Genomic DNA, 26893 nt, shown 5'->3' on the forward strand with positions numbered 1-26893 from the left:
ATGGACATCGCACTCCGGTACTGCCACATCACCGTCAACGACCTGGACGAGTCGCTCGCCTTCTACCGCGACGCGCTCGGCCTCGAAGTACGCAACGACGTCTCGTCCGGCGAGTTCCGCTGGGTCACCCTCGGCGGAACGACCCAGCCGGACCTGGAGCTGGTGCTCTCCGAGCCGCACGCCGGCCGTTCCAAGGACGACGGGGACGCGCTGCGGGAACTGCTCGCCAAGGGCGCCCTGCCGATGATCATCTTCAGCACCGACGACCTCGACGCGACGTTCGAGCGCCTGCGGACGTCCGGCGCCGAGGTGATGCAGGAGCCCATCGACCAGCCCTGGGGGCCCCGCGACTGCGCGTTCCGCGACCCCTCGGGCAACATGGTCCGGTTCCAGCAGCGGAGCAAGGCGTGACGCCATCCAGTCACCCGGCCCGACCGGGACAGCGGATGACGTAGGAGCAGGAGGATCACGCGGGTGCGGATCAGGCGGGCCGCGGCTCCGGGCGGGTGGGCAGGTCGCGGTGTCGGCGGAGCGGGCCGATCAGGAGGAGCGTCCCGCTCGCGGCCAGCCAGCCCGTGATCGTCCACAGGGCCGGGCGGACGCCCAGCGCGCCGCCGAGCGCCCCGGCCACCAGCGCGCCGAGCGGGATGGTCCCGTAGCCGACGAGCTGCATGGTCACCGTGACGCGGCCGAGCAGGCCGGACGGCGTGTAGGTCTGCCGGAAGCTCCCCTTGAGCACGTTGCCCACGGCGGCCCCGGCGCCGAGGACGAACCCGCCGGCGACCGCCAGGGCCAGCCCGGCCCCCGGCGCGGTGAGCGGGATCAGCAGCCCGAACGGCGCCGCGCCGACCTCGGCGGCGAGCAGGCCGCGCGCCGACCCGAGGCGGCGCGCCACGGCGGTGGCGCAGACGGCGCCGAGCACCGCGCCGAGGCCCGACGCCGCGACGAGCGCGCCGACCAGGCCGGGGCTCACGCCGACCTCGCGGACCAGGAAGACGACCAGGATCGACTGGTAGCCGATCAGGCCGATGTTGCTCGCCGCCGAGAACAGGGCGAGCACCCGCAGGTAGGGGTCCCGGGCCACGAAGCGGAGCCCCTCGCCGATCTCCCGGCGCAGCGTTCCGCCCGTCCGGGCGCGTTCGGGGCGGGGCTCGCGGGCGCGGATCGCCAGCAGGCAGAGCGCCGAGACCAGGAAGCTCGCCGCGTCGGCGAGCAGCGCGTTGACCGCGCCCGCGAGCTGGGTGATCACCCCGGCCGCGCCCGGGCCGCCGACCTGGGCGGCGGCCTCGGTCGCCTGCACCTTGGCGTTGCCCTCGGCCAGCTCGCCGCGCTCCAGCAGGGACGGCAGGTAGACCTGGTAGGCCGTCTGGAAGAAGACGCTCGCGGTGCCCGCGCCCAGCGCGACGGCGAGCAGGTGGACGACCGTCAGCCGGTCCAGCCAGGCGGCGGCCGGCACGCTGAGGAACAGCAGCAGGGAGGCCAGGTCGCAGGCCAGCATCACCGGCCGGCGCGGCAGGCGGTCCACCCACGCCCCGGCGGGCAGGCCGACGAGGAGCCAGGGCAGCCAGGCCGCCGCCGACAGCAGCGCGACCTGGAAGGCGCCCGCGTCCAGGACGGCGACCGCGACCAGCGGCAGGGCCACGCCGGTCACGCTGCTCCCCAGCTTGCTGGTGGTCTGGCCGATCCACAGCAGCCGGAAGTCCCGGTGCCGGAGCAGGCCGCCCGGCCGGCGCGGGGTCTCCGGCGCGTGCGGCGGCGCGAGTCCGCCGGCGGTCACGGCTGCGCCGGGACGCCGTAGGCGAACAGGAAGACCGGCTCGCGGTCCCGCCCGTCGCCGCGCGGCTCCCGCCGGGACCACCGGTCGAGCACCGCGAGGATGTCCCGCTCCAGCTCGCCGAGCTCATCGGGCGTCAGGTGCAGCCACCGGTCGGCGGAGAAGGCCGCCCCGTTCCACTCCGGGCGCTCCTCCCGGACGGCGAACCAGGCGCGGGCCAGGGCGACCTGCCGGTCGAGGTTGAGCGAGACGGCCGCCTCGGCCACCGCCTGCCGCGCCGGGTCGTCGTCGAAGTCGCGGGTCACCCAGCGCACGTCCGGGGCGGCCAGGCGCCACCAGCGCTCGCGGCGGTCCCTGGCCAGCTCCGGCGCCTCGACGATCAGGCCCGCGGCGCCGAGCACCTTCAGATGGTGGCTGATGTTCGCCACGGCCTGGCCGGTCCGTTCGGCGAGGGCGCTCGCGGTGGCCGGGCCGTACACCTTGAGGACGTCCAGCAGGCGCCGGCGGAGCGGGTGCGACATCGCGGAGAGCACCCGGGAGTCGGTCACCTTGGGCAGGTCGGATTCCGTCATGGAGCCATGGTGATGCCCGCAACGGGTGTTGTGCAACACTTATTGCACAACACCCATTGCGGGCTTGGGGCCGCTCCTCAGCGGAGGGCGGTCAGGGTGACGCGGTCGTGCCCGTACGAGATCTTGAACCGGTGGCCGTGCGCCTTCACGACGCTGCCCTCGGGCAGCCCGCGGAACGTCCCGCGGACCGACCGGCCGCTCACGATCGTCAGCACGGTGCCCCTGGCCGGGGACGCGTGCACGTCCAGGTTGAGCCTGCCGTCCAGCGCCACGTCACCGGCGGCCCGCACGCCGGTGTTGGCGCCGTCGCCGGAGACGGCCGCGGTGAAGCCGCCCGACCGGCCGATGCGCAGGTCGCCGTCGACGTTCAGGACGGCGCCGGGGACGACATGCCCGTTCCTGACGCGCCGCGCCTCCTGCTGCGTGACGCCGGGCTGGAGCGTGCCGTGGGAGACGTTGACGTCGGCCACGTGGCCGGTGCCGCCGAGCGTCCCGCCGCGCACGTCGATCGGGCTGGCGTGCGAGCCGACGACCGACAGCTTGCCGTCCCGGACCGTGCTCGTTCCGTGCCAGGTGTTCTTGCCCGCCAGGAACAGGGACCCGCTGCCGCGCTTGGTGAGGGAACCGGTGTACGCGCGCGCGTCGCGCGCCCGCTCGCGCCGCGTCCCGACGGCGTAGTCGAACTTGTCCTTCTCGCTCGCGCCCGCGGGCAGCCCGCGCGTCCACCCTCGGGCGATCTTGGTCGCCCGCCAGGCCGCCGCCTCGTCGGCGTCCTCCTGCCTGCGCGCCTGGGCGGCGACGTCGGAGATGTCGTTCGACCACACGTCGCTGTAGCCGCGCAGGTCCGCGTCGAACGGTCCGAGGAGCTGGCCCGGCCCGTTCATGGCCTCCCGCAGGCTGACCGTGTGCCAGCCGTTGCGCCGGTCGGGCACCCGCACCGTCTGGCCCCGCGTCGGGTTCGGGACGGCGTTGCCCTCGGCGTCGCTGGTCGTGGCGTTCTGCCGCCCGGTGGTGAACATCGTCTGGAGCGCCTGCGTGTTCGACATGTACGGGAACCGCTGCGCGATCAGCGACAGCGCGGCGGCCGAGTGCGGCCCGGCCATCGACGTCCCCGACGCGGCCCGGTAGCGCGCCTGCGGCACGCCGTCGACGACCTCCACCCAGGTGCTGTTGATCAGCCTGCTCGGCGCGGTGACGCAGGACCACTTCGCGACGCCGCACTGGTTGAACTCCTGCTGCCCCGGGACGAGCACGGAACCGTCGGCGTTGAACGTGCGGCCGATGTTGGGGTTGACGCCCGACGTGGTGTACCAGCTCCCTTCCAGGTCGGGCCGGTAGTACGGGGTGGCGGCGCGGGCCGTGGGGTTGGCGACCCCGGCGTTGCCCGCGGTGAACTGGAGGATCTTCCCGGATTTCGCGACCCGGATGGCCCCGTTCAGCCAGTGCCTGGTGTTGCCGTTCGCGTCGGCGACGCCGTCCGGGGTGGACAGGTAGCGCCACGCCGCGTTCAGGCCGAACGTGGCCGGGGCGCCGGGCGGCGGCTCCAGCGTGTTGTAGTTCTCGGTGGGCGGCGCGCTGCCCCAGCTCGTGGTGATGATCTCGATGGGCCTGCCGTTCGCCGTCCGCGCCCGGCTGACGGCCCGGTAGACGTTGGCGAGGTAGGCGTTGTCGGGCGTCTGGGCGGTGGTCGCGTCTGGAGGCAGCAGCCCGTAGAACACGCCGTCGGTCTTGTGGGTGTTGCCCACGTACACGTTGGCGTTGAACGCCACGCCGTGCATGTTGGCCTGGGGGCCGTCCGGCTGCGTCTCGCCGACGCCGTCGCGGCTCGCGCCGACGGTGCCGGTGACGTGCGTGCCGTGGCTGTCGTTGAACGCCGGGTCGTAGGCGCCCGAGGTGGGGCCGGTCCGGCCGCCGCGGGCCGTCACCGGGAAGAAGCGGTCGCCGACCTTGTAGCCGGTGCGCAGGCTGCCGTGCTCGCGCACGTGCCCGGTGAAGTAGCCCGAGTCGACGACGCCGATGTTCGTCCCGCCGCCGGCGTAGCCCGCCGCGTAGGCGTACTCCGCGCCGATCGACACCAGGCCGGAGTCCCGGACGAACTCGGGGGTGCGCCAGCTCGCCGGGTCGCCGGAGCGGCCGGGGTCTCCCGGATAGGACCAGACCGGCGGGGGTTCGTGCGACTGTGCCATCGCCGGCTGGGCGACGACGCAGGGCAGCATCCCCATCGATGCCAGCGCTGCGATCCGTGCCGTCCTCAAGCGCCTCGCGGTCGCCATCCGATCACCTCCAAGATCAACTCGTGCGAACGTATCTTCACCCCCAAACCGGATCAATACGGTGGCCGATAACGGCTAGTCCTCCCACGATGACGTTTCCCGGCGGTGTGTTCGAGAAAGTCCTCGATTGACAAGCGGATTGATCACTCCGTATCGTCCCGAATCAATCGGAGTGACAGCTCCGCTTATGGAAGGGGAGAACCATGTCCGACCTCGCCGCGCCGCGCGCGGTCTTCCAGCGGCTGATCGACGGGGTGACCGGGCGCCGGTACGCGGAGCTGCCGCTGCTGTACGCCGAGGACGCCGTGGTCACGCACCCGTTCGCCGCCCCCGCCTCCCGGCTGGTCGGCCGCGCCGGCCTGCGCGCGCACTTCGCCCGCGTCCCCGAGCTGCCGATCGAGATGCGGGCGCGCGACGTCGTCGTGCACGAGACCGCGGACCCGGAGGTGATCGTCGCCGAGTTCGCGTACGAGGGCCGCGTCACCACCACCGGCCGGGCGTTCACGGTGCCCAACATTTTCGTCATGCGCGTACGCGACGGCCTCATCGTGGAGTCGCGCGACTACGCCCACCACGCCGCGTTCGCCGAAGCCCTCGCGGACGCCTTCCCTAGGCGGTCACAGGGCGGCCTCCCGGGCGGTCACAGGGCGGCGGCCAGTTCGTCCAGCGCGGTGGTGAGCACCTCGATGCCCCTCAGGTACTCGGCGATCTCGATGTGCTCGTCGTCGGCGTGGTCCAGCGACCCGTCCCCCGGGCCGTACGCCGCCATCGGCACGTTCCAGTGGGGAGCCACGGTGTTCATGTCGGACGTGCCCGTCTTGACGGTCGGCCGGGGCGTCCCGCCGTGCCGCCGGATGGCCGCCGTGACCGCCCGCACGACCGGGTCGGTGCGGGGGCGGCGGACCGCGGGGACGTGCCGGACGACGGTGACCTCGCCGCCGTTCGCGAGCAGGCGCAGCCGCCCGGCCAGGGCCTCCGCGTCGTACCCGGGCGGGACCCGGCAGTCGACGTCGAGCCGGGCCTCGGTCGGGTCGCCGCGGATCCCGCGCAGGGTGGCGGCGGGCAGGCCGAACGCGCCGTGGTCGCGTTCGGGGCCGAGCGCCTCCAGCAGGTCGTGCCAGAACCCCACCGCGACCTCGCTCGCCTTGTCCACCGGGTTGGTCGAGTGGGTCGAGGGGCGGGCCACCCGGTACCCGATGTCGATCTTGCCCTTGTAGCCCAGCACCACCCGGGACCAGCCGCTCGGCTCGCCGATGACCAGGGCGTCGGGCGCCGGCACGGTGCGCGCCAGGTGCTCGCCGCCCGGGAGAGCCGCTCCTCCTCGACCGCCCCGGCGACCCGGATCGTCCCGGGGAACGACGGCCGGGCCGCGGCGGCGCTGATCATCGCCGCGAGCGGGCCCTTGGCGTCGGCGGCGCCGCGGCCCGCCAGCCGGTCGCGGTCGCGCCGCACCGGCAGCGGCCGGTCGACGGTGTCGAGATGGCCGAGGAGCATCACCACCGGGCCCTTGCCCGCGCCGATGTCGCCGATCACGTTGCCGGCCTCGTCCCGGCGGGCGGCGAGGCCGAGGTCGTTCATGGCCTTCTCCAGGAAGCGCGCCAGCTCGTCCTCCCGGCCGGACGGCGAGGGGATGGACAGCATGGCGTGCAGCAGGTCGACGGGTGTGCTCATGTGATCTCCAGTGTCGTGCCGGCGCCGGCCAGGGCGGCGGTGACCGGACGGGGTACCCGGCCGTCGCAGACCGACACCCCGGGAACGCCCGCGAGCAGGGCCTCGCGGGCGGCGATGAGCTTGCGGTGCATGCCGCCGGACGCCGCGTGCGGCACCGGGCCCTCGCGGGGCAGCGCGCAGCGGTCCAGGAGGGTGCCCTCGTCGGAGGCGTCCCGCAGCACGCCCGGCGCCGTGGTGAGCAGGACGAGCCGTTCGGCGCCGAGCGCGCCCGCCACCGCCGCCGCGGCGCGGTCGGCGTCCACGTTCACGGGCGCGCCGTCCTCGCCCGTCGCGGGCGGCGACACCACCGGGACGAACCCGGCCCCGAGCAGCGCGTGCAGCGCCCCGGGCCGGACGCCGGTGACGCGCCCGCTGTGGTCGTCCCGGACGATGACGGTGCGGCCGTCCCGCACGGTGCGCTGCGCGGTCTTGCGCCGGGCCCGCAGCAGCCCGCCGTCCAGCCCCGTCAGCCCGACCGCCGGGACGCCGGCCGCGGCGAGCGCGCGCACCAGCCGCGGCTTGACCCGCCCGGCGAGGGCGAGGGTGACCGCGTCGAGCATGGCCGGATCGGTGTGGCGGCTCGTCACGCCGCTCGGCGACACGAGCGTGCGGGCGGGGACGCCCAGCTCGCGGGCCAGCCGGTCGATCTCGACGCCGCCGCCGTGGACGAGGACGACCCGCCCGGCGAGGCCGGCCAGGTCCGCGCACACCGCCTCGGCGGGGACCGCTCCGCCGCACTTGACCACGGTGACGCCCATCAGATCGGGTGCAGGCCGGGGAACTCCAGGCCCAGGGTCTCGGGCTGGCCGGTGCGGACGTTGAGGCACTGCACCGCCGCGCCCGCCCCGCCCTTGACGAGGTTGTCCAGCGCGGCGATCGCGGTGATCCGGTCGCCGTCCGCCGCGAAGCCGACGTCGCAGTAGTTGGACCCGGACAGCAGCTTCGGGTCGGGCAGCCGGTGCGCGCCCGTGCGGTGCGCGACGATCCGTACGAACGGCTCGCCGCCGTAGTGCTCGCGGTAGGCGCGGCGGAGCGTCCGCTCGTCCGCCGCGCCGGTGGCGTGGCAGACGACCTGCACCCCGCGCACCGCCTCGACGCCGGTCGCGGTCATCCGCGCGTTCAGCCCGGTCAGCCGCGACACCTCCGCCTCGTGCCGGTGCCGCACCGGGGCGAACACCCGCATGGCCCCGCTGCGTTCGGCGTGCAGGTTGGCGTCCCCGGCGAGCGCGCCCGACCCGCTCGACCCGGTACGGGCGTCGATCTGCACGTCCGGCCCGACCAGCCCGGCCAGGGGGCGCAGCGCGAGGATCGCGGCGGTGGCCGTGCAGCCGGGCACGCTGATGAGGTCGGCGCCCGCCAGCTCGGCGCGGAACAGCTCCGGGACGCCGGGGACGAACTCGCCGAGCAGCTCGGGCGCGGCGTGCGGGACGCCGTAGTACCGCTCGTAGACCGCGGCGTCCGGCAGCCGGAAGTCCCCCGACAGGTCGATGACCGTCCGGGCGTGCCGCCGCACCTCCGGGAGCAGGGTCATGGTGGTGCGGTGCGGCGTGGCCATCAGCAGCACGTCGCACGCGTCCAGGTCGTCCGGCGAGCTGAACGCCAGGGCGGTCCGGCCCCGCAGGTTGGGGTGGACGGAGTCGACGCGGCGGCCCGGGAACCGGGTGGACACCGCCCGCGCCACCTCCGTTCCCGGATGCCCGAGCAGCAGCCGCAGCAGCTCGCCGCCCAGGTAGCCGGCGGCGCCCATGACGCAGACCCGGATCACCCCGCCTCCCCGGACCCGGCCGCGTCCAGCACGTGGGAGACGATCGCGTCCGCCACGTCCACCGCGTCGCCGTGCGCGTCCTGGAAGCCGCGGAACTCGACGGTGTGGTTGACCTCCAGCACCAGCGGCCCGTCGGGTCCCTCGACCAGGTCGACGCCCAGCACCCCGCCGCCGACGGCCCGCGCGGCGGCGAGCGCCGGGCCGGTCAGCTCGGGGGTGAGCGGGCACCGCTCGGAGCGCCCGCCGAGCGCGGCGTTGGTGCGCCAGCCGTCGCCGTACCGGTACGTCGCGCCGAGCACCTCGTCGCCGGCCACGATCACCCTCACGTCGCGGCCCGGCTTGTCGACGAGCTCCTGGAGGTACACGATGTGCTGCTGCGGCGACGGCAGCGCGGCCCGGTGCTCCAGGACGGTCTCGGCGCCCGCCCGGTCGTGGACCGCCGCCACGAGCCGTCCCCAGGAGCCCGTCAGCGGCTTGACCACGACGGGGAAGCCGAGCCGTTCGGCGGCGTCCGCGCCCTCCTCCGGCGTGAGCGCGACCGCGGTGCGCGGGACGGGGACCCCCGCGCGCTCCAGCTCCAGCGACGTGCGCAGCTTGTCGCCGCAGACCGCGACCACCTCGGCCCGGTTGACCGTCGGGACGCCGCGCGCCTCCAGCAGCAGCGACGCGTACAGGCCGCGGTTGTGGGAGATCTCCCGGTTCAGCGCCGCCGCGTACCGGGGACGGCCGCCATCCCGCGCCCCGCCGCCCAGCTCGGCGCTGAACCGGCGGGTGTCGACGTGCGCGTACGGCACGCCGCGGCGCTCCAGGGCGGCGAAGAGGCGCTTCTCCTCGTACCGCACCCTGGAGGCCAGCACGGCCACCGGCCTCACTCGCCCCAATCCTCCTCGATCTCGGGGGCGAGGGCGAGCGCCACCGGGTCCAGCCCGACCACCTCCAGCTCGCTGGAGCAGTCGGCGCACTGGGCGATCTCGCTGAGCCGCACCGGTTCGGCGAGCTCGACCGGGCCCTCACACTCGGGACAGGTCAGGGTCATCCGTGCCACCTCCATGGATCGCGCCGGTCAGGTTCAGGGCCGCGGCGGCGACGGCGTCCGCCGTGATGCCGTACACCCCGAGCAGGTCGGCCTGGCCGCCCGCCCGCTCGGCGAACGCGTCGGGCATGCCGACCCGCGCGACGCGGGCGGGCGCGTGCTCGGCCAGGGTCTCGGCGACGGCCCCGCCGAGGCCGCCGGAACGCCAGTGCTCCTCGACGGTGACGACGCCCGCCGTTCCGGACGCCGCCGCCACGACGGCGTCCGCGTCGAGCGGGCGCAGCGTGTGCAGGTTGAGCACGGCGGCCCGCACGCCCCGCGCCTCCAGCAGGTCCGCCGCCCGCGACGCGGCCAGCACGGGGTGCGGCCCGCACGCGACGAGCGCCACGTCCCCGCCCCGCCGGAGCCACTGCGCCCTGCCGATCTCGAACGCGCCGGTCTCGAACGCGCCGGTCTCGAACGCGCCGGTCTCGAACGGGCCGGTCTCGGACGGGCCGGTCTCGGACGGGCGGGACGCGGGGCCGGGCACCGGGTCGTCCAGGTCCGGGGTGGCGGAGCGGCCGAGCCGGATGTAGACGGGGCCGGGCAGCGCGACGCTCTGCCGGACCGCCTCCTCCGCCTGCCGCGCGTCGCCCGGGACGACCACGGTGAAGCCGGGCAGCAGCCGCGTGATCGCCAGGTCCTCCAGCGCGTGGTGGGTCGGCCCGAGGTGCCCCGCGGCCAGCCCGCCGTGGGTGCCCACGATCCGCACCGGCAGCCCGTTGTACGCGATGTCGATCTTGACGGCCTCCAGCGCCCGGGTGGTGGCGAAGGTGGCCATCGTGGTCACGAACGGCACCTTCCCGCTCGCGGCGAGGCCCGCGGCCGTGCCCATCAGGTTGTGCTCGGCGATGCCGAGGTTGAGGTAGCGGCCCGGGACGGCGGCGAACGCCTCGCGGTCGAACAGCCCGGTGTCGCTGTCCAGGCAGTACAGCCGGTCGTCGGCGAGCATCAGCGAGGGCAGCAGGTCGCGGTACGCCTCCCGGGCCGAACGCGGCCGGGCCTCGGGCCGTTCCGCCTGCCGGGCGCCGCGCCCGCCGCCCGGCGGTGCCGTGCCGCCGCCCGTCATGAGACCGCCTTCCTGCGCCGGGCGCGCAGCACGGCGAGGGAGCGTTCGGCCTGGCGGTCGCTCAGCTTGGCGTAGTGACCGCGGGCCGTGGCTTCGAGCGACGGCAGCCCGCGCCCCTTGACCGTGCGCGCGATGACCACGACCGGACGGCCCGTCCCGCCCTCGCCCGCCCCGCCGCCGGTCCCGTCGCCGCCCGTCCCGCCGCCGCCGGTCTCGCCGCCGTCGGTTCCGTCGGGGGCGAGCGCCCGGCGCAGCGCGCCGAAGTCGTGGCCGTCCACCTCGCGCACCGTCCAGCCGAAGCTGCGCCAGCGGTCCGCCAGCGGCTCCAGGCCGATCGTGTCCTCGGTGGGGCCGGTGATCTGGAGGTTGTTGCGGTCCACGACCGCCGTCAGGTTGCCCAGCCCGAGCGCGGCGGATGCCATGGCGGCCTCCCACACCGACCCTTCCTGGAGCTCGCCGTCGCCCATGACCGCGAAGCAGCGGCGGCCCCGGTCGGCGAGCGCGAACCCGTTGGCCAGCGCGAGCCCGTGCCCGAGTGACCCGGTGGGCATCTCCACCCCCGGAACGGCGCGGATCGGGTGGCCCATCAGCCTGCTGCCCGGCCGCGCGTACTCCGCGAGCTCGCCGACCGGGAAGAAGCCCCGCTCGGCCAGTACCGCGTACAGGCAGATGGCGCCGTGGCCCTTGCTGAGGACGAAGATGTCGCGGTCCGGCGCGGCGGGGCGGCGCGGATCGTTCCGCATCACCTCGAAGTAGAGGACGGTGAGGATCTCGACCAGCGACATCGACCCGCCCAGATGGCCGCCCTCCGGCCCGGCGCACATCCCCACGATGTGCTCGCGCACCCGATGCGCGACCGCCGCCGCATCCACGTGCGGCGCGTCCGGTGCGTCCGCGTGCGGCGGCTCCGCGTGCGGCGGCTCCGCCTGCGGCGCTTCCGCGCGCGGCGGGTCGGTGCGCGGTGCTTGCGCGCGCGGCGGATCGGCCGGGGCCCGCCCGGCCATCAGCGCGGGCCCGGGAGGGAGGTGAGCACGAAGTGCCCCGGCAGGTGCACCGCGAGGCCCTCGCGGATCTCGGCCACCAGCGTGCCGCCCTCCAGCAGGATCGTGGAGGAACGGCGGTCCAGCAGCGTCGCGGCGGCGGTGAAGTCGCCGACCAGGGCCGTGCCCGGAGGCACCATGCGGGTACGGCTGACCTTGACGCCCTGGACGGCGAGCCGTTCCAGGAACGCGCCGTCCTCCACCAGCGGCCACCAGTCGTCGGGGTGCATGACGATCCCGTCGGCCGACCCGCCGTACCACTCGCACAGCGCCGCGGTCGCCAGCAGCGCCCGCGCGGCCGACCCGTCCGGCGCGTCCGGGCGGCGGCGCAGGCCGGGGGAGCGCAGCAGGCCCTGGATCGGGCCGGTCCCGTTGAGCAGGACGTCGTTCTCCGCCGTGCCGAGCCGTACGAGCAGGCGGTAGTCGACGAACGCGGCGAGCGCGGCCGGGTCGGCGAGGATCTCCGGCGGCACCGGCACCGCGGCCCGGATCGTCTGCGTGCCCACCGTCCGCGCCCCCACCTCGAACTTCCACTCGGGCGCGGCGTCGTCCGGCGCGGCGTTCTCGGCCCGCTCGGTGAAGACGGTGACCTCGTCGGCGTCGACGACGGCCTTGCGGAGCAGGTGCCTGACGGTGAGCCGCGGACGGCGCTTCGCGGGCGGGAACAGGTCGCTGATGGAGGCCCGCAGCTCGACCGACGCGTCCGGCCCGTGCCGGGCGTGGGCGAGCGCGAACTCCTCGCCCGGGCTGCGCCGGGTCAGCTCCGGGTCGTCCAGCATCATGCGCACGTCGGTCACGGTCACACTCCCAGGGAACGGCCGCCGTCCACGACCTGGACGGTGCCGGTGACGAAGCTCGCGCGGGCGCTCAGCAGGAACACCCCGGCCGCCGCGACCTCCTCGGGCCGGGCCACCCGGCCGAGCGGGATGCCCGCCTCCGCGCCGACCTTCGCGGCCTCCGCCTCGACGTCGCCGGTGAGCCCCGCGAGCAGCGCCTCCGTCGCGGTGTAGCCGGGTGCGAGGACGTTGACGGTGATGTCCCCGGGGCCCAGCTCGTGCACGAGGGTCTTGGCGTATCCGGCTAGCCCGGCCCGCGCGATGCCCGACAGCGCGTACCGGGGGATGATGTCGCGGATCGTCTCGCTGGTGACCATCAGGACCCGTCCCCAGCCCGCCGCGCGCAGGTGCGGCAGCGCCGCCTGGACGAGCCCGATGTGGGCGATCATCCCCAACTCGACCGCGGCGCGGTACTCCTGCGGGCCGAACGCGCCGGTCGGCCCGGCGGGCGGCCCTCCGGCGTTGGTGACCAGGATGTGCGCCGCGCCGTGCTCGGCCGCGGTGCCGTCGACCCAGGCGCGGGCCGCCTCGGTGTCGCGGATGTCCAGCTCGCGGGTGGCGACGTCCGCGCCCAGCTCCGCGCGGAGGCCGTCGCGGGCCTTGGCGAGCCGCGCGGGGTCGCGGCCCGCGATCGACACCGTCGCGCCCTCGCGCACCAGGTCGCGGGCGATCGCGTACCCGATGCCCGCGGAGCCTCCCGCGACCAGGGCCACCTTCCCGTTCAGTCCGAGGTCCACGTCACACCCTTCTGCCGTAGCCGTACCGGCGCAGTAGCGGAAGCGCGAGCAGCGTGGCCGCCGAACGCTGGCGGCGGGGCAGCGCGGCGTGCCATCTGCGGTCCTCCTCTATGGGGGTCCGGCCGCGGCCGAACCGGTTCGGGTTGCCGGTGACCGTGTGGTTGCCGCCGAGCTCGACCGTTCCGTCGGGGGCGACGGGGTTCGGCCCCTCGTGCCCGGCGAGTTCCAGGACCCGGTCGACGGCGGCGCGCGGGTCGCTGACGAGCGACTCGTACCGCACGCGCAGCGCGTCGGCCCGGTGCGCGCGGCCGACGGCCTCGGCCGCCAGGTTGAAGCCCGTCCAGTGCAGGGTGCTGTTCACGGTCGAGCGGTACCCGGTGTACGCCTTCGGGCGCAGCCACGACCAGGCGACCGCGCGCGGGTCGCGGACCAGGTGGACGTAGCGGCCGTCGATCCCCGGCAGCGCGGACAGCAGCGCGGCGTCCGAGGCGTACTTGGAGCTGTCGACGATGACCCGCGCGCCGGAGACGCGGGCGATGGCGCGGTAGGCGGCGGCGAGGGTCGCGGGCCATCCGTTGCGCGGCGGGTTCCGGAGCACCTTCCAGGTGTGCCGGGTCCGGCACTCCTCCTGCCACGCCACGACCTCGGCGGCGTGCTCTTCGAGGGAGCGCCCGTCCGGCCGGACCTCCTCCAGCACCTCGGACCAGAACGGGCATTCGCGGTGGCCGGCGCCGCAGCCGCACCGCCCGTTGCTGCCCGTGCCGAGCACGCCGTTCCGCCAGAGGAAGCGCAGCTCGCCCACGTGGACGACGCCCGGGGCCTCGGCGAGGACGTTGCCCAGCATCGTGCTGCCGCTGCGGCACCAACCGGTGATGTAAAGCACCTTCATTGGCAACCACAACCCCCAGGGACGGGTGCGAGTCGATCAGCCAACATAAAAACATGATCTTGCGCAAAGCGGAACCATCAAGACAAGAACATGATTGTTTCGTCGTGTTGTGACGACGCGACATAACAGACGGCGGAGAGGGCCCCGCTCTCCGCACCCGAACGGCGGGCGCCATCGTCCGCCCCGGCCCTTACGGCACGGTGCTCACAACACGGCGCGTACGGCGCGGCGTGTACGGCGCGGCGCGGCGCGTACGGTCCGTTCCGTCAGCCGCCCCAGTCCGGGCGGGCGGTGATCTCGACGGCGGCGCACGTCCACGCGAAACCGGCGCCGATCCCCAGCAGCAGCACCCGGTCGCCCGGAGCCACGCGCCCGCTCTCGACCAGGTGGGCGAGCCCGGTGAGCTGGTCGGCCGCGCCGACGTGGCCGGTGCGGCGGCCCCAGTCCCAGGCGGTGCGCTCGACGTCCAGGCCGAGCGGCTCGGCGTACCGCTCGCGCAGCACCTGGAGCCCGACGTTGGGGAAGACGAACCGGGCGACGTCGCCGAGCCCGATCCCGGCCTCGTCCAGCGTCCGCCCGACGGCCTCGGCCAGGCCGGACGCGGTCCGTTCGCCCACGCCCCCCGCCGGCCGCCCGGCGGCGGCGAACGCCTCGCGGCGCGCGCGCACGTCCACGGCCCGGCCGGGGGCCGCGGCGAACGGCTCGTCCCCGCGGTACATGCCCTCAAGGGCGGTGTCCACGACCGTCGAGACCGACAGCAGCCGCGCGAACCCCTCGCGGCCGATCACCGCCGCCGCCGCGCCGTCCCCGTAGACGATGCCGCGCACGTCGCCGCGCCACCGGTCGAACCCCGGGTCGGCGTACCGGTCGGCGGTCGTGACCAGGGCGGACGCGCGGGAGGCGTCGGCGGCCAGGTACGAGGCGGCCAGCTCCAGCGCGCCCATGGCGCCGGCGCACATCTGCTGGACGTCCAGCGCGGGCGCGTGCCGGCCCGCGTCGCCCAGGACCTCGCGGTGGACGTACGACGCGGCGGGCCAGTAGTCGACGCCCTGGAACCACGCCGAGGCGTGCAGGAGGAGCGCGACCGCGGACGGCGGCGTCCCCGCCCGGCCGAGCGCCAGGCGCGCCGCGGCGGCGGCCATCTCGGGCGGCGCCTCGTCCGCGGCGACGGTGACGGAGGCGTACGCGTCGGCCAGCCGGTCGGCCGGGTCGTACCGGCCCGCCTCGACCGCGCCGTCCACGTCCACGGCGTCCGGGAGCCGGTGGGCGAGCCCGGCGACGTACAGGCCGTCGTAGCGCATGCGGACCTCCGGGGGTGGTGACGGCGGACGGGTCACACATTATGTTGATCTTCGTCGGGAAAGAGCCGCTTTTCCGGCATCGGCAGGAGGCCGCGGTGGGCGACCATGCGCATTCGATCCCGCTACCTGGCACGCAATGGTCGGTCTGGGCCGACGTGCTCCTCCGCTCCACCGGATTTCCCGCGCACGGTCTCGCCCTTTTCGGCGCACCCGAATGTGCGATTACGGCCGATTCCCATCTGGACGGCACGGCGACCGAGGCCGAATTCGCGCAGGCCCTGGACGCGGCCCTGGCGCAAGCGGAACGCGCCGTCGCGCACGTGGCCGCCGACCCGCTCTTCCGCGAGGCGCTGACGTGGCAGAACCCCGCCGCCGCGAGCCGCCTCGCACGGCTCGCCGAACCGGTGCCGTCCGTTGCCGAAACGAACGGCAAGAACCCCAGGCGTGCGCGCAAGGAGCGCCGGGCCAAGGAGAACACGCTCGTCCGGTACTGGCAGCGCTACTGCGGCAAGAACGACACCGTCGGCTTCTTCGGCCCCGTCGCCTGGGGCACGCTCGATCCCGGAACGATCCAGGCGGTCGCGGCGCGGCCGGGCGGACGGCTCGTGCGGTCCCGCGAGGTCGCCTACGAGTTCTGGGCCCTGGAGGCGTACGTCGCCGCGCTGCTCTCCGATCCGGACGTGGCGCCGTGGCTGCCCGCCGGCGTCCACCCGCACCTGGCCGTCGAGGGACGGCGCGTGCTGCGGCCGGGGGACGAGCCCCTGCCGCTGAACGATGCGCAGGCGGCGGTGCTGTCCGGATGCGACGGCGTCCGGTGCGCGGCCGAGATCGCTCCCGATCCGCGCCGCGCCGAAGCCCTGGAATCGCTGGTCGAAGCCGGGATCGTCTGGCGCGGCGTGAACCTGCCCTACAACCCGCGCGCCGAACGCGTCCTGCGCGACGCCCTCACCGCGATCCCCGAGCCGCGCGCCAGGGAACGGGCGCTGGCCGGGCTCGATCGGCTCGACCGGGCGCGCGCCGCCGTGGCCGCCGCCGCCGGGGACGCCGACGCCCTGGCGGTCGCCCTCGAACGGCTCGACGCCGAGTTCACGGCCGTCACCGGCACCGAGCCGCAGCGTCGGGACGGGCAGATGTACGCGGGACGGCGCGTCTGCTACGAGGAGACCGTCCGCGATGTGGACCTCACGTTCGGCCGGCCGATCCTGGAGGCGCTGGCGGGGCCGTTCGGGACCGTCCTGCTCCCGGCGGCGCGGTGGCTGTCGGCGGCCCTGGCGGAGGCGTACGACGACGCCTTCCGCGCCCTGTACCGGGACCTGCTCGGGCCGGGGGAGGACGGCGTGCCGATGCCGGCGTTCTGGGACGCGGCGCAGCGCCTGCTGACCGGGAGCGACCGCCCGGCCGACGCGGTCGCCTCCGGGTTCGCCCGCCGCTGGACCGAGCTGTTCGGGCTCGACGGCGCGGCGCCCGGCGAGCACCGCCTGTGCTTCGCGAGCGCGGACCTGCGCGAGCGCGCCGCGCGGCTGTTCCCCGCCGAACGCCCCGGCTGGGCGGGCGCCCGGATCCACAGCCCCGACCTGTGCGTCTGCGCCTCCAGCGTGGACGCGCTCGCTGCGGGGGAGTTCACGCTCGTGCTCGGCGAGATGCACGCCGCCTGGCCGACGCTGGACTGCGCCGTCTTCGCCGACCGCCATCCCGACCCCGGACGGCTGCGGGCCGCCGCGGCCGAGGACATCGGCCCCCAGTTCCGCCCGCTGTACCCGACGTGGTGGCCGCAGTACACCGCGCGCATCGCGCCCGTCCTCGGCGTGGACGACCACCAGCTCGCCTTCACGGCGGCCCCGGGAGCCGATCCCGGGCGCGTCCTGCCGATCGTCGCGCTGACCGTGGCCGAACGCGGCGGGACGCTGGAGGTCACCGGCCCCGGCGGGCTCCGCCGCCCGCTGCGCGAGGTGTTCGCGCTGCTGTTCGGCTGGCTCGGCACCGAGGCGTTCAAGCTCGCCGGGGCGGGCCCGCACCATCCGCGGCTCACGCTGGACGGCCTCGTCGTCGCCCGCGAGACCTGGCGCACGACCGTCGGCGCGACGAGGCTCGCGCCCGGAGGCGGCGCCGCCCGCGAGTACCTGGCCGCGCGCCGCCTGCGCCGCTCCCTCGGCCTGCCGGAACGCGTGTTCGCCAAGGTCGGCACCGAGGTCAAGCCCGTGTACGTGGACTTCACCGGCCCCGGTACGTGTCGGCGTTCGCGACGATGCTCCGCGCGGGCCGCGCGTCCTCGGGCGACGGCGTCCCCGTCGTGTTCACCGAACTGCTGCCCGGACCGGAGGACGCCTGGCTCGCCGACGCCCAGGGGCGGCGCTACTTCTCCGAGCTGCGCCTCCAGATCTGCGACCCGGAACGTCCGTGACCGCCGGAGCGTTCCTGACCACCAGAGCGCCCGTGGCCGCCGGAACGCCTGCGGAAGCCGAGCAGCGCGGTCACGAGCATCGCGGCGGTGAACGCCACGCCCGCGGTGAACGCGCCGCGCATCCCGTCCACCTGCGAGCCTCCCCGCGCGGCGGCCCCGTTCACGGTGATCAGCACCGCGACGCCCAGCGATCCGCCGATCTGCTGCATGCTCTGGAGCAGCGCCGAGGTCGCGCCGGACTCGCCCGCCGGGACGGACGCCATCGCCACGAACGTCGCGGCCACCGCCACCAGCCCCGTTCCCGCGCCGAACAGCAGCACCGGGCCCAGGATCATCGTGACGTACGAGCTGGTCGGCGAGACCTGCGTCAGCCACACCATCCCGGCCGCGCACAGCACCGCGCCCGCCGCCATGACCGGCTGCGGGCCGTACCGGGGGAGCAGCCGGGGCACCGCCCGGCTCGCGGCGATGAGGGCGGCCGTCGTCGGCAGGAAGCCGAACCCGGTCGCCAGCGGCCCGTACCCGAGCACCCGCTGCACGTAGAGGGTGAGGAAGAACAGCATGCCGCTCATGGCCGAGGTGAGCAGCAGCCGCATCAGGAAGGCCCCCACCCGGTCGCGGTCGCCGAACAGCCGCAGCGGCAGCACGGGCTGCGCGGCGCGCGCCTCGATCGCGGGGAACAGCGCGAGCAGGACCGCCGCGCCGCAGAACGCGCCCACCGTCAGGCCCCCGTTCCAGCCGCGCTCGGCCGCGCGGATGAAGCCGTACACCAGCAGCGTCGAGCCGAGCGTGCACGCGAGCGCCCCGGCGACGTCGAAGCGCCCCTCCCGTCCCGGGGACTCGCGCAGGACCCGCGGCGCCAGCAGGACGATCGCCGCCCCGACCGGGACGTTCACGAACAGGACGGCGCGCCACGACGCCCACGCGGTCAGCAGCCCGCCGAGGACCAGCCCGACCACCATGCCCGCGCTCCCGGCGACCGAGAAGACCGCGAGCGCGCGGCTCCTGCGCGGCCCGTCCTCGAAGGTGGTGGCGATGAGCGCGAGCGACCCCGGCCCGGCCAGCGCGGCGCCGGCGCCCTGCGCGGCCCGCGCGGCCAGCAGCCACCCCGGCGACGCCGCCAGGCCCCCGGCCAGCGACGCGGCCGTGAACACCGCGACGCCCGCCGCGAACACCCGCCGGTGGCCGAGCAGGTCGCCGGCCCGTCCCCCGAGGAGCAGCAGGCCGCCGAAGGCGAGGGTGTAGGCGTTGACCACCCACGACAGCCCGGCGTCGGTGAAGCCCAGGCCGCGCTGGACGCTGGGCAGCGCGACGTTCACGATCGAGGCGTCCACCACGAGCAGGAGCTGGCAGCCCGCCAGGAGCGCGAGCGCGGGCCCTCCGGCGAGGCGCCACCGCGCCGGCCGGGCGTCGTGCGGCACCGCCGGCGGCATGCGCGCCTCCGCGAGAACGAGCCCGTGCGGGTCTGGACAGAATCGATAAGATCATGGATCTTCGCTGCAAGGCAGACCTGAACGAGGACGAGTGCCGTCGGCCGATCTCGGTCCCAACCCCTCGGGAGCCGCCGTGCTTGCCGGAGCCGTTCCCCCCGCCACGCCCCCGCCCGCCGCCCCGCGGACGCCGCCGCGTCCCGCGCGGAACGGGTTCCGCGCGGGCGAACGCCGCGGCCGGTCCGCCGTCCCCTGAGGCGGCCGCCCGACCGGGCCCGAGCATCGACCGTGCTTCTCGCCGGAGAACAGAACTGGAGAGCGGACATGACCGAGACCTCTGCGAGCTACCGCGAGCGCGGCTGGTGGCGGGACGAGACGTTCCTCGACGATCTGCGGCGGCACGTGCGCGACAGGCCGCGGAAGACGGCGGTCGTCACCCGGCGCCAGTCCGACGGGCGCACGCACCGGCTCGACTACGAGCAGCTCGCCGCGGCCTCCGACCGCTGCGCGAGCGCCCTGGTCGAGCTCGGGCTGCGCCCCGGCGACGTCATCGCGGTCCAGCTCACCGACCGGTGGGAGCTCGCCGCGCTCACGCTCGGCTGCCTGCGCGCCGGGATCGTGTACTGCCCGCTCATGAAGACCTACCGGCGCCGCGAGCTCGACGTCATGCTGCGCGTCACCGAAGCCCGGGTCCTGGTCACCATGGCGGAGGACAACGGCGACAGGCTGGGGGAGCTGGGCGCGGAGTTCGCCGCCGAGCTGCCGTCCCTGGAACGCGTGTTCGTCGCCGACGGCCCCGGCCCGGAGGGCACCGGCGAGTTCGAGTCGTTCTTCTTCGGAACGGCCTGGGAGGAACGGCACGGCCACCTGCTCGACGTCCGCGAGCTCGGCCCCGACGACCCGTACCTCGTGCTGTTCACCTCGGGCACGACGAGCGAGCCCAAGGGGGTCCTGCACAGCCAGAACACGCTGTACGCGGCCGTCCGCGGCGAGGCCGACGCCTTCGGGCTGGACGAGACGCTCGTCATGTACACCACCGCGCTCTACACCCACTACACCGGTGTCGTGCAGGGCATGCTGATGCCGCTGACGCTGGGCGGCACCATGGCGTTCCAGGACGCCAAGGAGCCCGGCGCCGCCCTCGACCTCATGGCGCGCCACGCGGTCACGTTCTTCTACTGCGCGCCGTTCTACCTGCTGAGCCTGATCGAGGAGCAGCGGTCCTCGCCGCGCCACATTCCCGCGCTCGCCTGGCTGGTCAGCGGGTCGGCCCCGATCCCGCCGTACTTCATCGGCGAGACCAGGGACGTCTTCGGGCTCCGGCTGTACTCGCTCTGGGGGATGACCGAGAACGGCCCGGCGACGATCACCCGCCCGGACGACCCCGAGGACTGGGCCGCGCACAGCGACGGCAGCCCCATCGCGGACATGGAGCTGAGGATCGACCCCGTCTCCGAACGCACCGACGGCGAGGGCGTGCTGTGGATCCGCGGCCCGACGCAGTGCCTCGGCTACTACCGGCGCGACGACCTGTACGCGGCCGACCTCGACTCCGACGGGTGGTTCAACACCGGCGACCTCGCCCGCCCCGACGGCCGCGGCGGCATCCGCATCACCGGCCGCGCCAAGGACATGATCCTGCGCAACGCCAACATCGCGCCCGTCACCGACCTGGAGTCGATCATCGCCCGGCATCCCGGCGTCCGCGACGTCGCGGTCATCGGCGTCCCCGACGAGCGGGAGGACGAGACGATCTGCGCGGTGGTGACGCCCGCCGGCGCGGCCTCGGAGGTCAGCCTGGACGAGCTGCGACGCTCGCTGGACGACGCGGGGATGACCAAGGCGTACTGGCCGCAGCGCCTCGAACTGCTCGACGACCTGCCCAGGACCGCCACCGGAAAGATCCGCAAGGCCGAACTGCGGCAGCGCTACGCGAACGCGTCCCGGCCGCGGCGGTGAACGCGCCGCCGACGCGGGGTCAGGTCACGACGCGGACGCGGGAGAGCCAACGGTTGAGTTCGAGGAGGTAGGACAGGCCGATCGCGGGCGTACGGGCGGTGATCGGGCCGGGCAGCGCGTCCAGGTCGGAGGTGACCGCCGTACGGACCCGCTCCCGGTCCATGAGGTCGAACAGCGGGGCGTCCGGGTCGCCGACCATGTCGATGACGAGGTTCCGCACCGTCGCGAGGTACTCGGGTCCTGGCTGGCCGGGTAGGCGCTCTTCGGCCTCTTGACGATCTCCTCCGGGAGCAGGTCGGCGCACGCCTGGCGCAGCAGCGCCTTCTCCGTCCCGCCGTGCGCCTTCAGGTCCGCGGGCACGTTGAACAGGTACTCGGCCAGCCGGTGGTCGGCGAACGGGACCCGGACCTCCAGGCCGACGGCCATGCTCATCCGGTCCTTCCGGTCGAGGAGCGCACCCAGCCAGCGGGTGAGGCCCAGGTAGAACACCTCGCGCTGCCTGCGCCGGCCCGGGTCCTCGCCGTCCAGGTGCGGGACCTCGCTCAGCGCCTCCCGGTACCGCTCGGCCTCGTACTCCTCCGGCCGAATCTCGCGCCTGATCTCCTCGCGGAGGAGGAACTCGGGCTGGCGCCTCGAATACATCCAGGGGAACGACGAATGCTGAATGAACCGTTCGTCCATCTGCCAGGTGTAGCCGCCGAACACCTCGTCGGCGGACTCCCGGAAAGGGCGACGGTGCAGTTCTCCCGGACCGTCCGGAACAGGTGGTAGATCGAGGTGTCGAGATCTCCCCAGCCGGGCAGGTCGCGCGCCTGGAGCCCGCGCTCGATCCCCTCGACGAGGCTGCCGGTGCTGACCTCGGCCACGGAATGCTTCAGGCCGAGCCGTTCGGCGACCAGTTTCGCGTACGGCTCGTCCGGGCTCGGCCGCCACGCGTCGCTTCCCGCCTTGGCGGGCGTCGGGACGCCCACCGAATAGCTCGTCAGCTCCCCCTGGAACTCCCGGGCGGCCAGGGCCGTGATGGCGCTGGAGTCGATTCCGCCGGAGAGCAGCGTGCCGACCGGCACGTCCGCGACCACCTGCCGCTTGACGATGTCGGTGAGCAGGGAACGGATCTCGGCCGTCGTCGTCCGGAAGTCTTTGCTGTGGGGCTCGGCCCGCACCTGCCAGTACCGGCGCTCCCGGCAGCCGGAGGCGTCGGCGACGACGAGGCATCCCGGCTTCACCTCCCGCATTCCGCGGTAGACGGCGTGGCCGGGAGTCTTCGCGCGCGGAACGACCATCAGCTCCGCGATCCCCTCCAGATCGACCTCGGCCGCCATTTCGGGATGCGCCAGCAGCGCCTTGGGCTCCGACCCGAAAACGATCCCCTCGCCCAGCGCGGCGTAGTAGAGCGGCTTTATCCCGAGCCGGTCCCTCACCAGCAGGAGCTGCTGCCTCCGCTCGTCCCAGATGGCGAAGGAGTACATTCCGTTGAGCCGGGTGACGAGATCCGGTCCCCATTCCAGGTAGGCCGTCAGCAGCACTTCGGTGTCCGACCGCGTCGTGAACGACCAGCCGGCGCCGCGCAGTTCCGTGCGGAGCTCCTGGAAGTTGTAGATCTCGCCGCTGAACGTGATGACCACCGGCTCGCCATGGCGCCCGTTCCGCGCCATCGGCTGCCGGCCGCCCTCGATGTCGATGACGGCGAGCCGCCGGTGCCCGAACGCGGCGTGGCGCGAGAGCCACACCCCCTCCGCGTCGGGGCCCCGCGGCGTCTGCGTCCGCGTCATGTCCGAGACGACGGCGCGTTCCCGCCGCAGGTCCCGCGTCCAGTCGACCCAACCGGTGATGCCGCACATGAGCAGTCCTCTGATCGTCGTCGTGGTGGCGCGCTCGGGTCACGCGGAGAGGAGCCGGCTCCGCGCGAACGTGAAAAGGTCGGGAAGACCGGCGTTGACGAACTCCCAGTCATGCCCGCCGGGACGTTCTCGATATTCGTGGGGAACGGATTCGGCCGAAAGCGCGTCCCTCATCCTCCGGTTCATGTCGATCATCCGCGGATAGTCGTCCAGCCCGACATCGAAATGGATGCCGATCGGCTGCTCCGCGTTCCGTTCGCGGAGCAGCCGGTACGGGTCGTACTTCCGGCGGACCTCGCTGCCGACCGGGCCCCACACCCGCTCGTGGTCCCGCGTGGTCGGCATGGCCAGCGCCCGGTCGTCCCGGAAACTGCTGTACGGGTCGCCCGCCCGCAGCGGGGCTTCGAAGGCGCCGCCGTTGCTGCACACCACCGAGAACAGGTCACCGTGCAGCAGCGCCTGGAACAGCGCGGCGGCGCCGCCCATCGAGAATCCGCCGATGCCGCGCCCTTCCCGGCACGCCGCGGTGTTGAAACGGCCGTCGATATGGCCGACGACCTCGCCGACCAGATAGTCCTCGTAGCGCCGGCCCCGCGCGTCGTTGATGAACCAGGACCGCCCGGACTCGGGGAACACCAGGATCAGCTCGCCGGAATCGACCTCGGTCGTGAGGTCCCTGCACTGGAGCCAGGTGTTCCGGTTGCCGCCGAAACCGTGCAGCAGGTACAGCACCGGGAACGGCTTGCCGACCGGGGAATAGGTGGGCGGCAGGGCGACCGTCACGGACTTCTCGCGGCCGATCGACGCGCTCCACCAGGTCTCCGTCAGGACTTTCATCGCCGCATCGCCTACGACTCGACGAGCCGGCGGCGGTCGATCTTCCCGTTTCTCGTCAACGGCAGCGCGGCGATGACGTGGAAACGCTCCGGGACCATGTAGCGCGGAATCTCGGCCAGGCAGTGCCGGCGCACCGCGGAGATGTCGAACGGCTCCGCCCCGGGCACCACGTACGCTTCGAGGGTGCGTTCGTCGGGGCCCTCGCCGACCGCCACGCAGGCGGCCTCCCGGACATTGTCCGCGGCCGACAGGACCGCCTCGATCTCACCGATCTCGACCCGGTGACCGCGAATCTTCACCATGTCGTCCTCACGTCCGCAGAACACATAGTTCAGATCCGCGTCGAGCCTGACCAGATCCCCTGTCCTGTAGGCCCTCAACGGCTCCGCGCCGTCCCGTGGAATCGACACCGTCCTGGCCGCCGTGAGGTCGTCGTCCCGCCAGTAGCCGAGCATGACCGAGTCGCCCGCGACGCAGAGTTCCCCGGTCCGTCCCGGCTCGTGCTCGACCGGGCGGCCGTACTGGTCGATGACGAACGTCTCCGCGTACGGGCAGGGACGGCCGATCGGCACGGGCTGTTTGATACCCGGTGCGACGTCCGACGCGCGGACGCGGTGGAACACGCACACATTGGTCTCGGTCGGGCCGTAGAGGTTGTAGAAGTCCGCCGCGGGAAGGAGCTCGTGAAGCCGCCGGAGCTGCGTGATCGGAAACGTCTCCCCGGCGAAGAGAACGACGCGCAGCGACGACCCGGCCAGCGTCGGGCCGTTCTTCGCCGCCAGCATCCGGGTCAGCGCGCCGGGAACCGAATACCAGACGGTGATGCGCCGCTCGACGACGAACTTGTTGAGAGCGCCGCCCAGCCCGACCTGGCTTTCCGGCACCAGGACCACGCAGCCGCCCGCGCTGCACGTCGCGAACAGGTCCAGCACGGACAGGTCGAAGTGGAACGGCGCGTGGCTGGAGACGCGGTCGCTGGAGCGCAGGCCGAATTCGTCCACCGTCCATTCCACGAAAGCGCGGGCGTTGCCGTGCGAGAGCACAACCCCCTTCGGCACGCCCTTCGACCCCGAGGTGTGCAGGATGAACGCCGGGCTCCCGGGATCGACGAACGGCTCCCGGTCGTCCTCCGCCGCGGCCGCGCCCACCGCCTCATCCCAGCCGATCACGGCCCCGTCCGCCGTCGCACCGGACGGTCCGTCCGCCGTGGACGGAACGGACACGATCGGGCAGGAGAAATGCTCCCGCAACCAGTCGGCCCGGTCGTCCTGGGCGATCACACAGGCGACCTCGCAGTGCGAGAGGATATGGCCCGCCCGTTTGAACGGCGCGCTCGGGTCGATCGGAACATAGGCCGCGCCCGCCTTCAGAATGCCGTGGACGGCGACGACCGACTCGACCGACTTCCGCAGCCACAGGCCGACCCGGTCACCGGGGACGACCCCGTTGCGGAGCAGCGTGCGGGCGATGGCGGAGCTGCACCGGTCCAACTCGCCGTAGGTCATCGACTCGCCCCGGAACTCGACCGCCGGCGCGTCGGGCTGCTTCTCGGCCCAGTGGCTCAGATAGTCGCTGAGAACGCTCAACTTCCATCCCCGCTTCCCTCGGTGTCCGGCCAGGTGATGCCGAGTTTCCCGGCGATGACGACGCGCTGCATGTCGGAGGTGCCCGAGGAAATGGTCATGCCGTGGGCGTCCCGGAGATTGCGTTCGGTACGCCCGTCGGAGGCGTAGCCGAGTGCTCCGTAGATCTGCATCGCGCTGGTGAAGACGTCCGTCGCGGTCTCGCTCACATACAGCTTGCTCGCTTCGGGGAAGATGGTGCCGTCCGGTCCGTCGAGTTCCGCCGCGGCGCGGTAGAGGAGCATCCGGGAGAGTTCCCAGCGAATCCGCATGTCGACGATCCGGTTGGAGACCGACTGGAAATGCCCGATGTGCTTGCCGAACTGCCGGCGCCGGCGGCAGTGGCGCACGCATTCATCGATCTCGCGCTGCATCACCCCGAGCCACGGCGCCAGCAGAAGGGACCGTTCCCAGGCCATCGTCAACGCGAATATCGACGCCCCGCGCCGTTCGGCGCCGAGCCGCCGGGACGCGGGAATCCGGCACGCGTCGAACTCGACCTCCCCCCAGCGCGCGGTGCGCAGGCCCATCTTCTCCGACTGTTCCTTCACCGAGACGCCGGCGTCGCCGCGCTCGACCAGAAATGCCGTGACCCCGGTGAAACCGAGTTCCCGGTCGACGGTCGCGTAGACGACGAACACGTCGGCGATCGGCGCGTTCGTGACGTAGCGCTTGCGTCCCGTCAGCCGGTAGAAACCGCCGTCGCGTTCGGCCGTGGTCGCGAGCGACAGCGCGTCCGACCCGCTTTCGGGCTCCGTCATCGCGTTGGCCCCGATAAGCCGTCCGGCGGCGAGTTCCGGCAGGTATCTCCGGCGCTGGTCCTCGTCACCGAACTTCCAGATCGGCACCTCGGCGGCCAGCGTGTGCGCGCCCATCGCCATCAGGAGGCCGTTGTCGAGGCAGCCGTAGCCGAGGCCCTCCATCGCGCGCGCGTAGGCGACGGGGTCGCGTCCGGCCCCGCCGTAGGAGGGCGGCAGAAGCAGGCCGAGCACACCGCGTTCGGCGCAGAGCGTCCAATCGTCGCGGCCGAACACTCCGGCCCTGTCGCGTTCGGTGACGTCCTTGCCCAGTGACTCTTCGCCGAGTCGGCGAAAGTCGCGGTACAGCCCGTCCTGGCCGTCGGACCATTCGAACCGCATGGCTCTCCATTCGCCCAGGGAGCTTTTCAACGCCACATCGAGAAGCGCAGGGTGTAAGGCTGTTCTGCGAGAGCGGCCGCACCGAAGGCGTTCACCCGGTGACGCACGGGTTTCACATTGGCGTGGGATCAGACGGCGCCGATGGCGGGGACCGGGGGAGGGGAGCGGAAACCGGTTCCGGGTCGGGCGGGGGGCGGGAGTGATCTTACCATCACTGTACGGAATCGCAATGCTCTACTCCTCGGTTCACCGGGGACGACCGCGGAAAACCAGGCGCAGCCACGCCGGTCGCCGCCCATTGTCCATGAGTCATCCGATCTTGAAAAGGGCCAACTTCGGGCAGGTAGTGACCGCCGGGCGACCCCGTGCGATCTCTTGCACACCTCAGGCGCGTGTCGTACGGTACGGTCCGTCAGCCAATCGCAGTGGTAAACGTTGCGGCCGTGGACGGCCCCCGGCCGGTTCGCCCAGGGCAGAGCCAGGGATCTCGGGCAGGTGAAGCCCGACGACCGAGTCACCGAGACGCGATGCGCCGTTACCGGCGGCGGCGCGCTGACTTCGCAGATATCGGTTACCGTCAATTCCCACCCCGCCTTGAAAAACTCCCTGAGACGGCGCGTGCGAAC

General features: G+C 73.8%; 21 protein-coding genes and 4 pseudogenes. 4 read left to right on the forward strand and 21 right to left on the reverse strand.

All coding sequences use genetic code 11. The annotated features are described in order from the left end of the window. The gene (locus GEV43_RS32130) at positions 1-411 is read left to right on the forward strand and encodes a VOC family protein (RefSeq protein ID WP_160823882.1); all 411 of its coding nucleotides are present in this window, start codon (positions 1-3) and stop codon (positions 409-411) included. 70 nt (positions 412-481) lie between these two features. Here the strand turns inward: GEV43_RS32130 and GEV43_RS32135 are convergent, their stop codons facing one another. The 3 genes from GEV43_RS32135 to GEV43_RS32145 all read right to left on the reverse strand — a co-directional run bounded on the left by GEV43_RS32135 (position 482) and on the right by GEV43_RS32145 (position 4619). Further along, positions 482-1777: an MFS transporter gene (locus tag GEV43_RS32135; protein ID WP_160823883.1), complete on the reverse strand. Its 1296-nt coding sequence runs from the start codon at positions 1775-1777 to the stop codon at positions 482-484. After that, the gene (locus GEV43_RS32140; RefSeq protein WP_160823884.1) at positions 1774-2346 is read right to left on the reverse strand and encodes a helix-turn-helix transcriptional regulator; all 573 of its coding nucleotides are present in this window, start codon (positions 2344-2346) and stop codon (positions 1774-1776) included. Before GEV43_RS32140 ends, GEV43_RS32135 begins: the two co-directional genes overlap by 4 nt. 77 nt (positions 2347-2423) lie before the next feature. After that, the gene (locus GEV43_RS32145) at positions 2424-4619 is read right to left on the reverse strand and encodes a S8 family peptidase (RefSeq protein ID WP_160823885.1); all 2196 of its coding nucleotides are present in this window, start codon (positions 4617-4619) and stop codon (positions 2424-2426) included. Positions 4620-4822: 203 nt separating this feature from the next. Here GEV43_RS32145 and GEV43_RS56460 point away from each other — a divergent pair. Next, positions 4823-5113 (forward strand): annotated as a pseudogene (locus tag GEV43_RS56460) (nuclear transport factor 2 family protein); the annotation flags it as partial. Positions 5114-5259: 146 nt separating this feature from the next. Here GEV43_RS56460 and GEV43_RS48410 read toward each other — a convergent pair. The 12 genes and pseudogenes from GEV43_RS48410 to GEV43_RS32205 form a co-directional block, all read right to left on the reverse strand. Further along, positions 5260-5898: a M20/M25/M40 family metallo-hydrolase gene (locus GEV43_RS48410; RefSeq protein WP_206681361.1), complete on the reverse strand. Its 639-nt coding sequence runs from the start codon at positions 5896-5898 to the stop codon at positions 5260-5262. Positions 5899-5990: 92 nt separating this feature from the next. Beyond that, positions 5991-6290: pseudogene (locus GEV43_RS56465) on the reverse strand (hypothetical protein); the annotation flags it as partial. Then, positions 6287-7087 carry a [LysW]-aminoadipate kinase gene (locus GEV43_RS32160; protein ID WP_160823886.1) on the reverse strand — a complete coding sequence of 267 codons (801 nt, stop codon included), beginning with the start codon at positions 7085-7087 and terminating at the stop codon, positions 6287-6289. The pseudogene GEV43_RS56465 and the gene GEV43_RS32160, both read right to left, overlap by 4 nt. Next, a complete protein-coding gene (gene argC / locus GEV43_RS32165) occupies positions 7087-8094 on the reverse strand; it encodes an N-acetyl-gamma-glutamyl-phosphate reductase (protein ID WP_160823887.1) in 1008 nt (335 codons plus the stop codon). Before argC ends, GEV43_RS32160 begins: the two co-directional genes overlap by 1 nt. Then, entirely contained in the window at positions 8091-8966 is an 876-nt protein-coding gene (gene lysX, locus GEV43_RS32170) for a lysine biosynthesis protein LysX (RefSeq protein ID WP_309239952.1), read from the reverse strand. Before lysX ends, argC begins: the two co-directional genes overlap by 4 nt. Continuing rightward, entirely contained in the window at positions 8963-9130 is a 168-nt protein-coding gene (gene lysW, locus GEV43_RS32175; RefSeq protein WP_160823889.1) for a lysine biosynthesis protein LysW, read from the reverse strand. The genes lysX and lysW overlap by 4 nt, the downstream gene beginning before the upstream one ends. Then, positions 9105-10235 carry a transketolase family protein gene (locus tag GEV43_RS32180; protein WP_160823890.1) on the reverse strand — a complete coding sequence of 377 codons (1131 nt, stop codon included), beginning with the start codon at positions 10233-10235 and terminating at the stop codon, positions 9105-9107. Before GEV43_RS32180 ends, lysW begins: the two co-directional genes overlap by 26 nt. After that, the gene (locus GEV43_RS32185; protein ID WP_309239953.1) at positions 10232-11107 is read right to left on the reverse strand and encodes a transketolase; all 876 of its coding nucleotides are present in this window, start codon (positions 11105-11107) and stop codon (positions 10232-10234) included. The genes GEV43_RS32180 and GEV43_RS32185 overlap by 4 nt, the downstream gene beginning before the upstream one ends. Before the next feature lie 131 nt (positions 11108-11238). Beyond that, the gene (locus GEV43_RS32190) at positions 11239-12072 is read right to left on the reverse strand and encodes a family 3 encapsulin nanocompartment shell protein (RefSeq protein ID WP_160823892.1); all 834 of its coding nucleotides are present in this window, start codon (positions 12070-12072) and stop codon (positions 11239-11241) included. A gap of 2 nt (positions 12073-12074) precedes the next feature. After that, positions 12075-12848 (reverse strand): SDR family oxidoreductase, encoded by a 774-nt coding sequence (locus GEV43_RS32195; RefSeq protein ID WP_160823893.1) that lies wholly within the window; start codon positions 12846-12848, stop codon positions 12075-12077. 1 nt (position 12849) lies between these two features. After that, the gene (locus GEV43_RS32200; RefSeq protein ID WP_160823894.1) at positions 12850-13737 is read right to left on the reverse strand and encodes a sulfotransferase; all 888 of its coding nucleotides are present in this window, start codon (positions 13735-13737) and stop codon (positions 12850-12852) included. Positions 13738-14003: 266 nt separating this feature from the next. Next, positions 14004-15038, reverse strand: a complete 1035-nt coding sequence (locus tag GEV43_RS32205) for a ketoacyl-ACP synthase III family protein (protein WP_160823895.1) — start codon at positions 15036-15038, stop codon at positions 14004-14006. A 41-nt stretch (positions 15039-15079) separates the two neighbouring features. On the opposite strand from GEV43_RS32205, the pseudogene GEV43_RS32210 reads away from it, so the two are divergent. Continuing rightward, positions 15080-16639, forward strand: a pseudogene (locus GEV43_RS32210) (lantibiotic dehydratase); the annotation flags it as partial. Positions 16640-17390: 751 nt separating this feature from the next. Here the strand turns inward: GEV43_RS32210 and GEV43_RS32215 are convergent. Continuing rightward, complete coding sequence (locus GEV43_RS32215; RefSeq protein ID WP_160823896.1) at positions 17391-18872, reverse strand: MFS transporter; 1482 nt, start codon at positions 18870-18872, stop codon at positions 17391-17393. Between the two features lie 321 nt (positions 18873-19193). Between GEV43_RS32215 and GEV43_RS32220 the strand changes: the two genes are divergently transcribed. Further along, positions 19194-20828, forward strand: a complete 1635-nt coding sequence (locus GEV43_RS32220) for an AMP-binding protein (protein WP_160823897.1) — start codon at positions 19194-19196, stop codon at positions 20826-20828. Between the two features lie 19 nt (positions 20829-20847). Here GEV43_RS32220 and GEV43_RS48420 read toward each other — a convergent pair whose 3' ends face one another. The 5 genes and pseudogenes from GEV43_RS48420 to GEV43_RS32240 form a co-directional block, all read right to left on the reverse strand. After that, on the reverse strand, positions 20848-21048 hold the full coding sequence (locus GEV43_RS48420) for a hypothetical protein (protein WP_206681362.1): 201 nt from the start codon (positions 21046-21048) through the stop codon (positions 20848-20850). 80 nt (positions 21049-21128) lie between these two features. Then, a pseudogene (gene asnB, locus GEV43_RS32225) lies at positions 21129-22669 on the reverse strand (asparagine synthase (glutamine-hydrolyzing)); the annotation flags it as partial. A 39-nt stretch (positions 22670-22708) separates the two neighbouring features. Beyond that, positions 22709-23506 (reverse strand): alpha/beta hydrolase family protein, encoded by a 798-nt coding sequence (locus tag GEV43_RS32230; RefSeq protein WP_160823898.1) that lies wholly within the window; start codon positions 23504-23506, stop codon positions 22709-22711. Between the two features lie 11 nt (positions 23507-23517). After that, the gene (locus GEV43_RS32235) at positions 23518-25092 is read right to left on the reverse strand and encodes an amino acid adenylation domain-containing protein (RefSeq protein ID WP_160823899.1); all 1575 of its coding nucleotides are present in this window, start codon (positions 25090-25092) and stop codon (positions 23518-23520) included. After that, on the reverse strand, positions 25089-26267 hold the full coding sequence (locus tag GEV43_RS32240; RefSeq protein ID WP_160823900.1) for an acyl-CoA dehydrogenase family protein: 1179 nt from the start codon (positions 26265-26267) through the stop codon (positions 25089-25091). Before GEV43_RS32240 ends, GEV43_RS32235 begins: the two co-directional genes overlap by 4 nt. Positions 26268-26893 lie beyond the last annotated feature (626 nt).

The organism is Actinomadura sp. J1-007 (genome assembly GCF_009793335.1).
GTDB lineage: Bacteria > Actinomycetota > Actinomycetes > Streptosporangiales > Streptosporangiaceae > Spirillospora > Spirillospora yumaensis.

Coding starts and splice junctions, on each gene's coding strand:
- GEV43_RS32130 (WP_160823882.1), top strand. CDS start 1: ATGGACATCGCACTCCGGTACTGCCACATCACCGTCAACGACCTGGAC.
- GEV43_RS32140 (WP_160823884.1), bottom strand. CDS start 2,346: ATGACGGAATCCGACCTGCCCAAGGTGACCGACTCCCGGGTGCTCTCC.
- GEV43_RS32145 (WP_160823885.1), bottom strand. CDS start 4,619: ATGGCGACCGCGAGGCGCTTGAGGACGGCACGGATCGCAGCGCTGGCA.
- GEV43_RS32160 (WP_160823886.1), bottom strand. CDS start 7,087: ATGGGCGTCACCGTGGTCAAGTGCGGCGGAGCGGTCCCCGCCGAGGCG.
- lysW (WP_160823889.1), bottom strand. CDS start 9,130: ATGACCCTGACCTGTCCCGAGTGTGAGGGCCCGGTCGAGCTCGCCGAA.
- GEV43_RS32180 (WP_160823890.1), bottom strand. CDS start 10,235: ATGACGGGCGGCGGCACGGCACCGCCGGGCGGCGGGCGCGGCGCCCGG.
- GEV43_RS32200 (WP_160823894.1), bottom strand. CDS start 13,737: ATGAAGGTGCTTTACATCACCGGTTGGTGCCGCAGCGGCAGCACGATG.
- GEV43_RS32205 (WP_160823895.1), bottom strand. CDS start 15,038: ATGCGCTACGACGGCCTGTACGTCGCCGGGCTCGCCCACCGGCTCCCG.
- GEV43_RS32215 (WP_160823896.1), bottom strand. CDS start 18,872: ATGCCGCCGGCGGTGCCGCACGACGCCCGGCCGGCGCGGTGGCGCCTC.
- GEV43_RS32220 (WP_160823897.1), top strand. CDS start 19,194: ATGACCGAGACCTCTGCGAGCTACCGCGAGCGCGGCTGGTGGCGGGAC.
- GEV43_RS32230 (WP_160823898.1), bottom strand. CDS start 23,506: ATGAAAGTCCTGACGGAGACCTGGTGGAGCGCGTCGATCGGCCGCGAG.
- GEV43_RS32240 (WP_160823900.1), bottom strand. CDS start 26,267: ATGCGGTTCGAATGGTCCGACGGCCAGGACGGGCTGTACCGCGACTTT.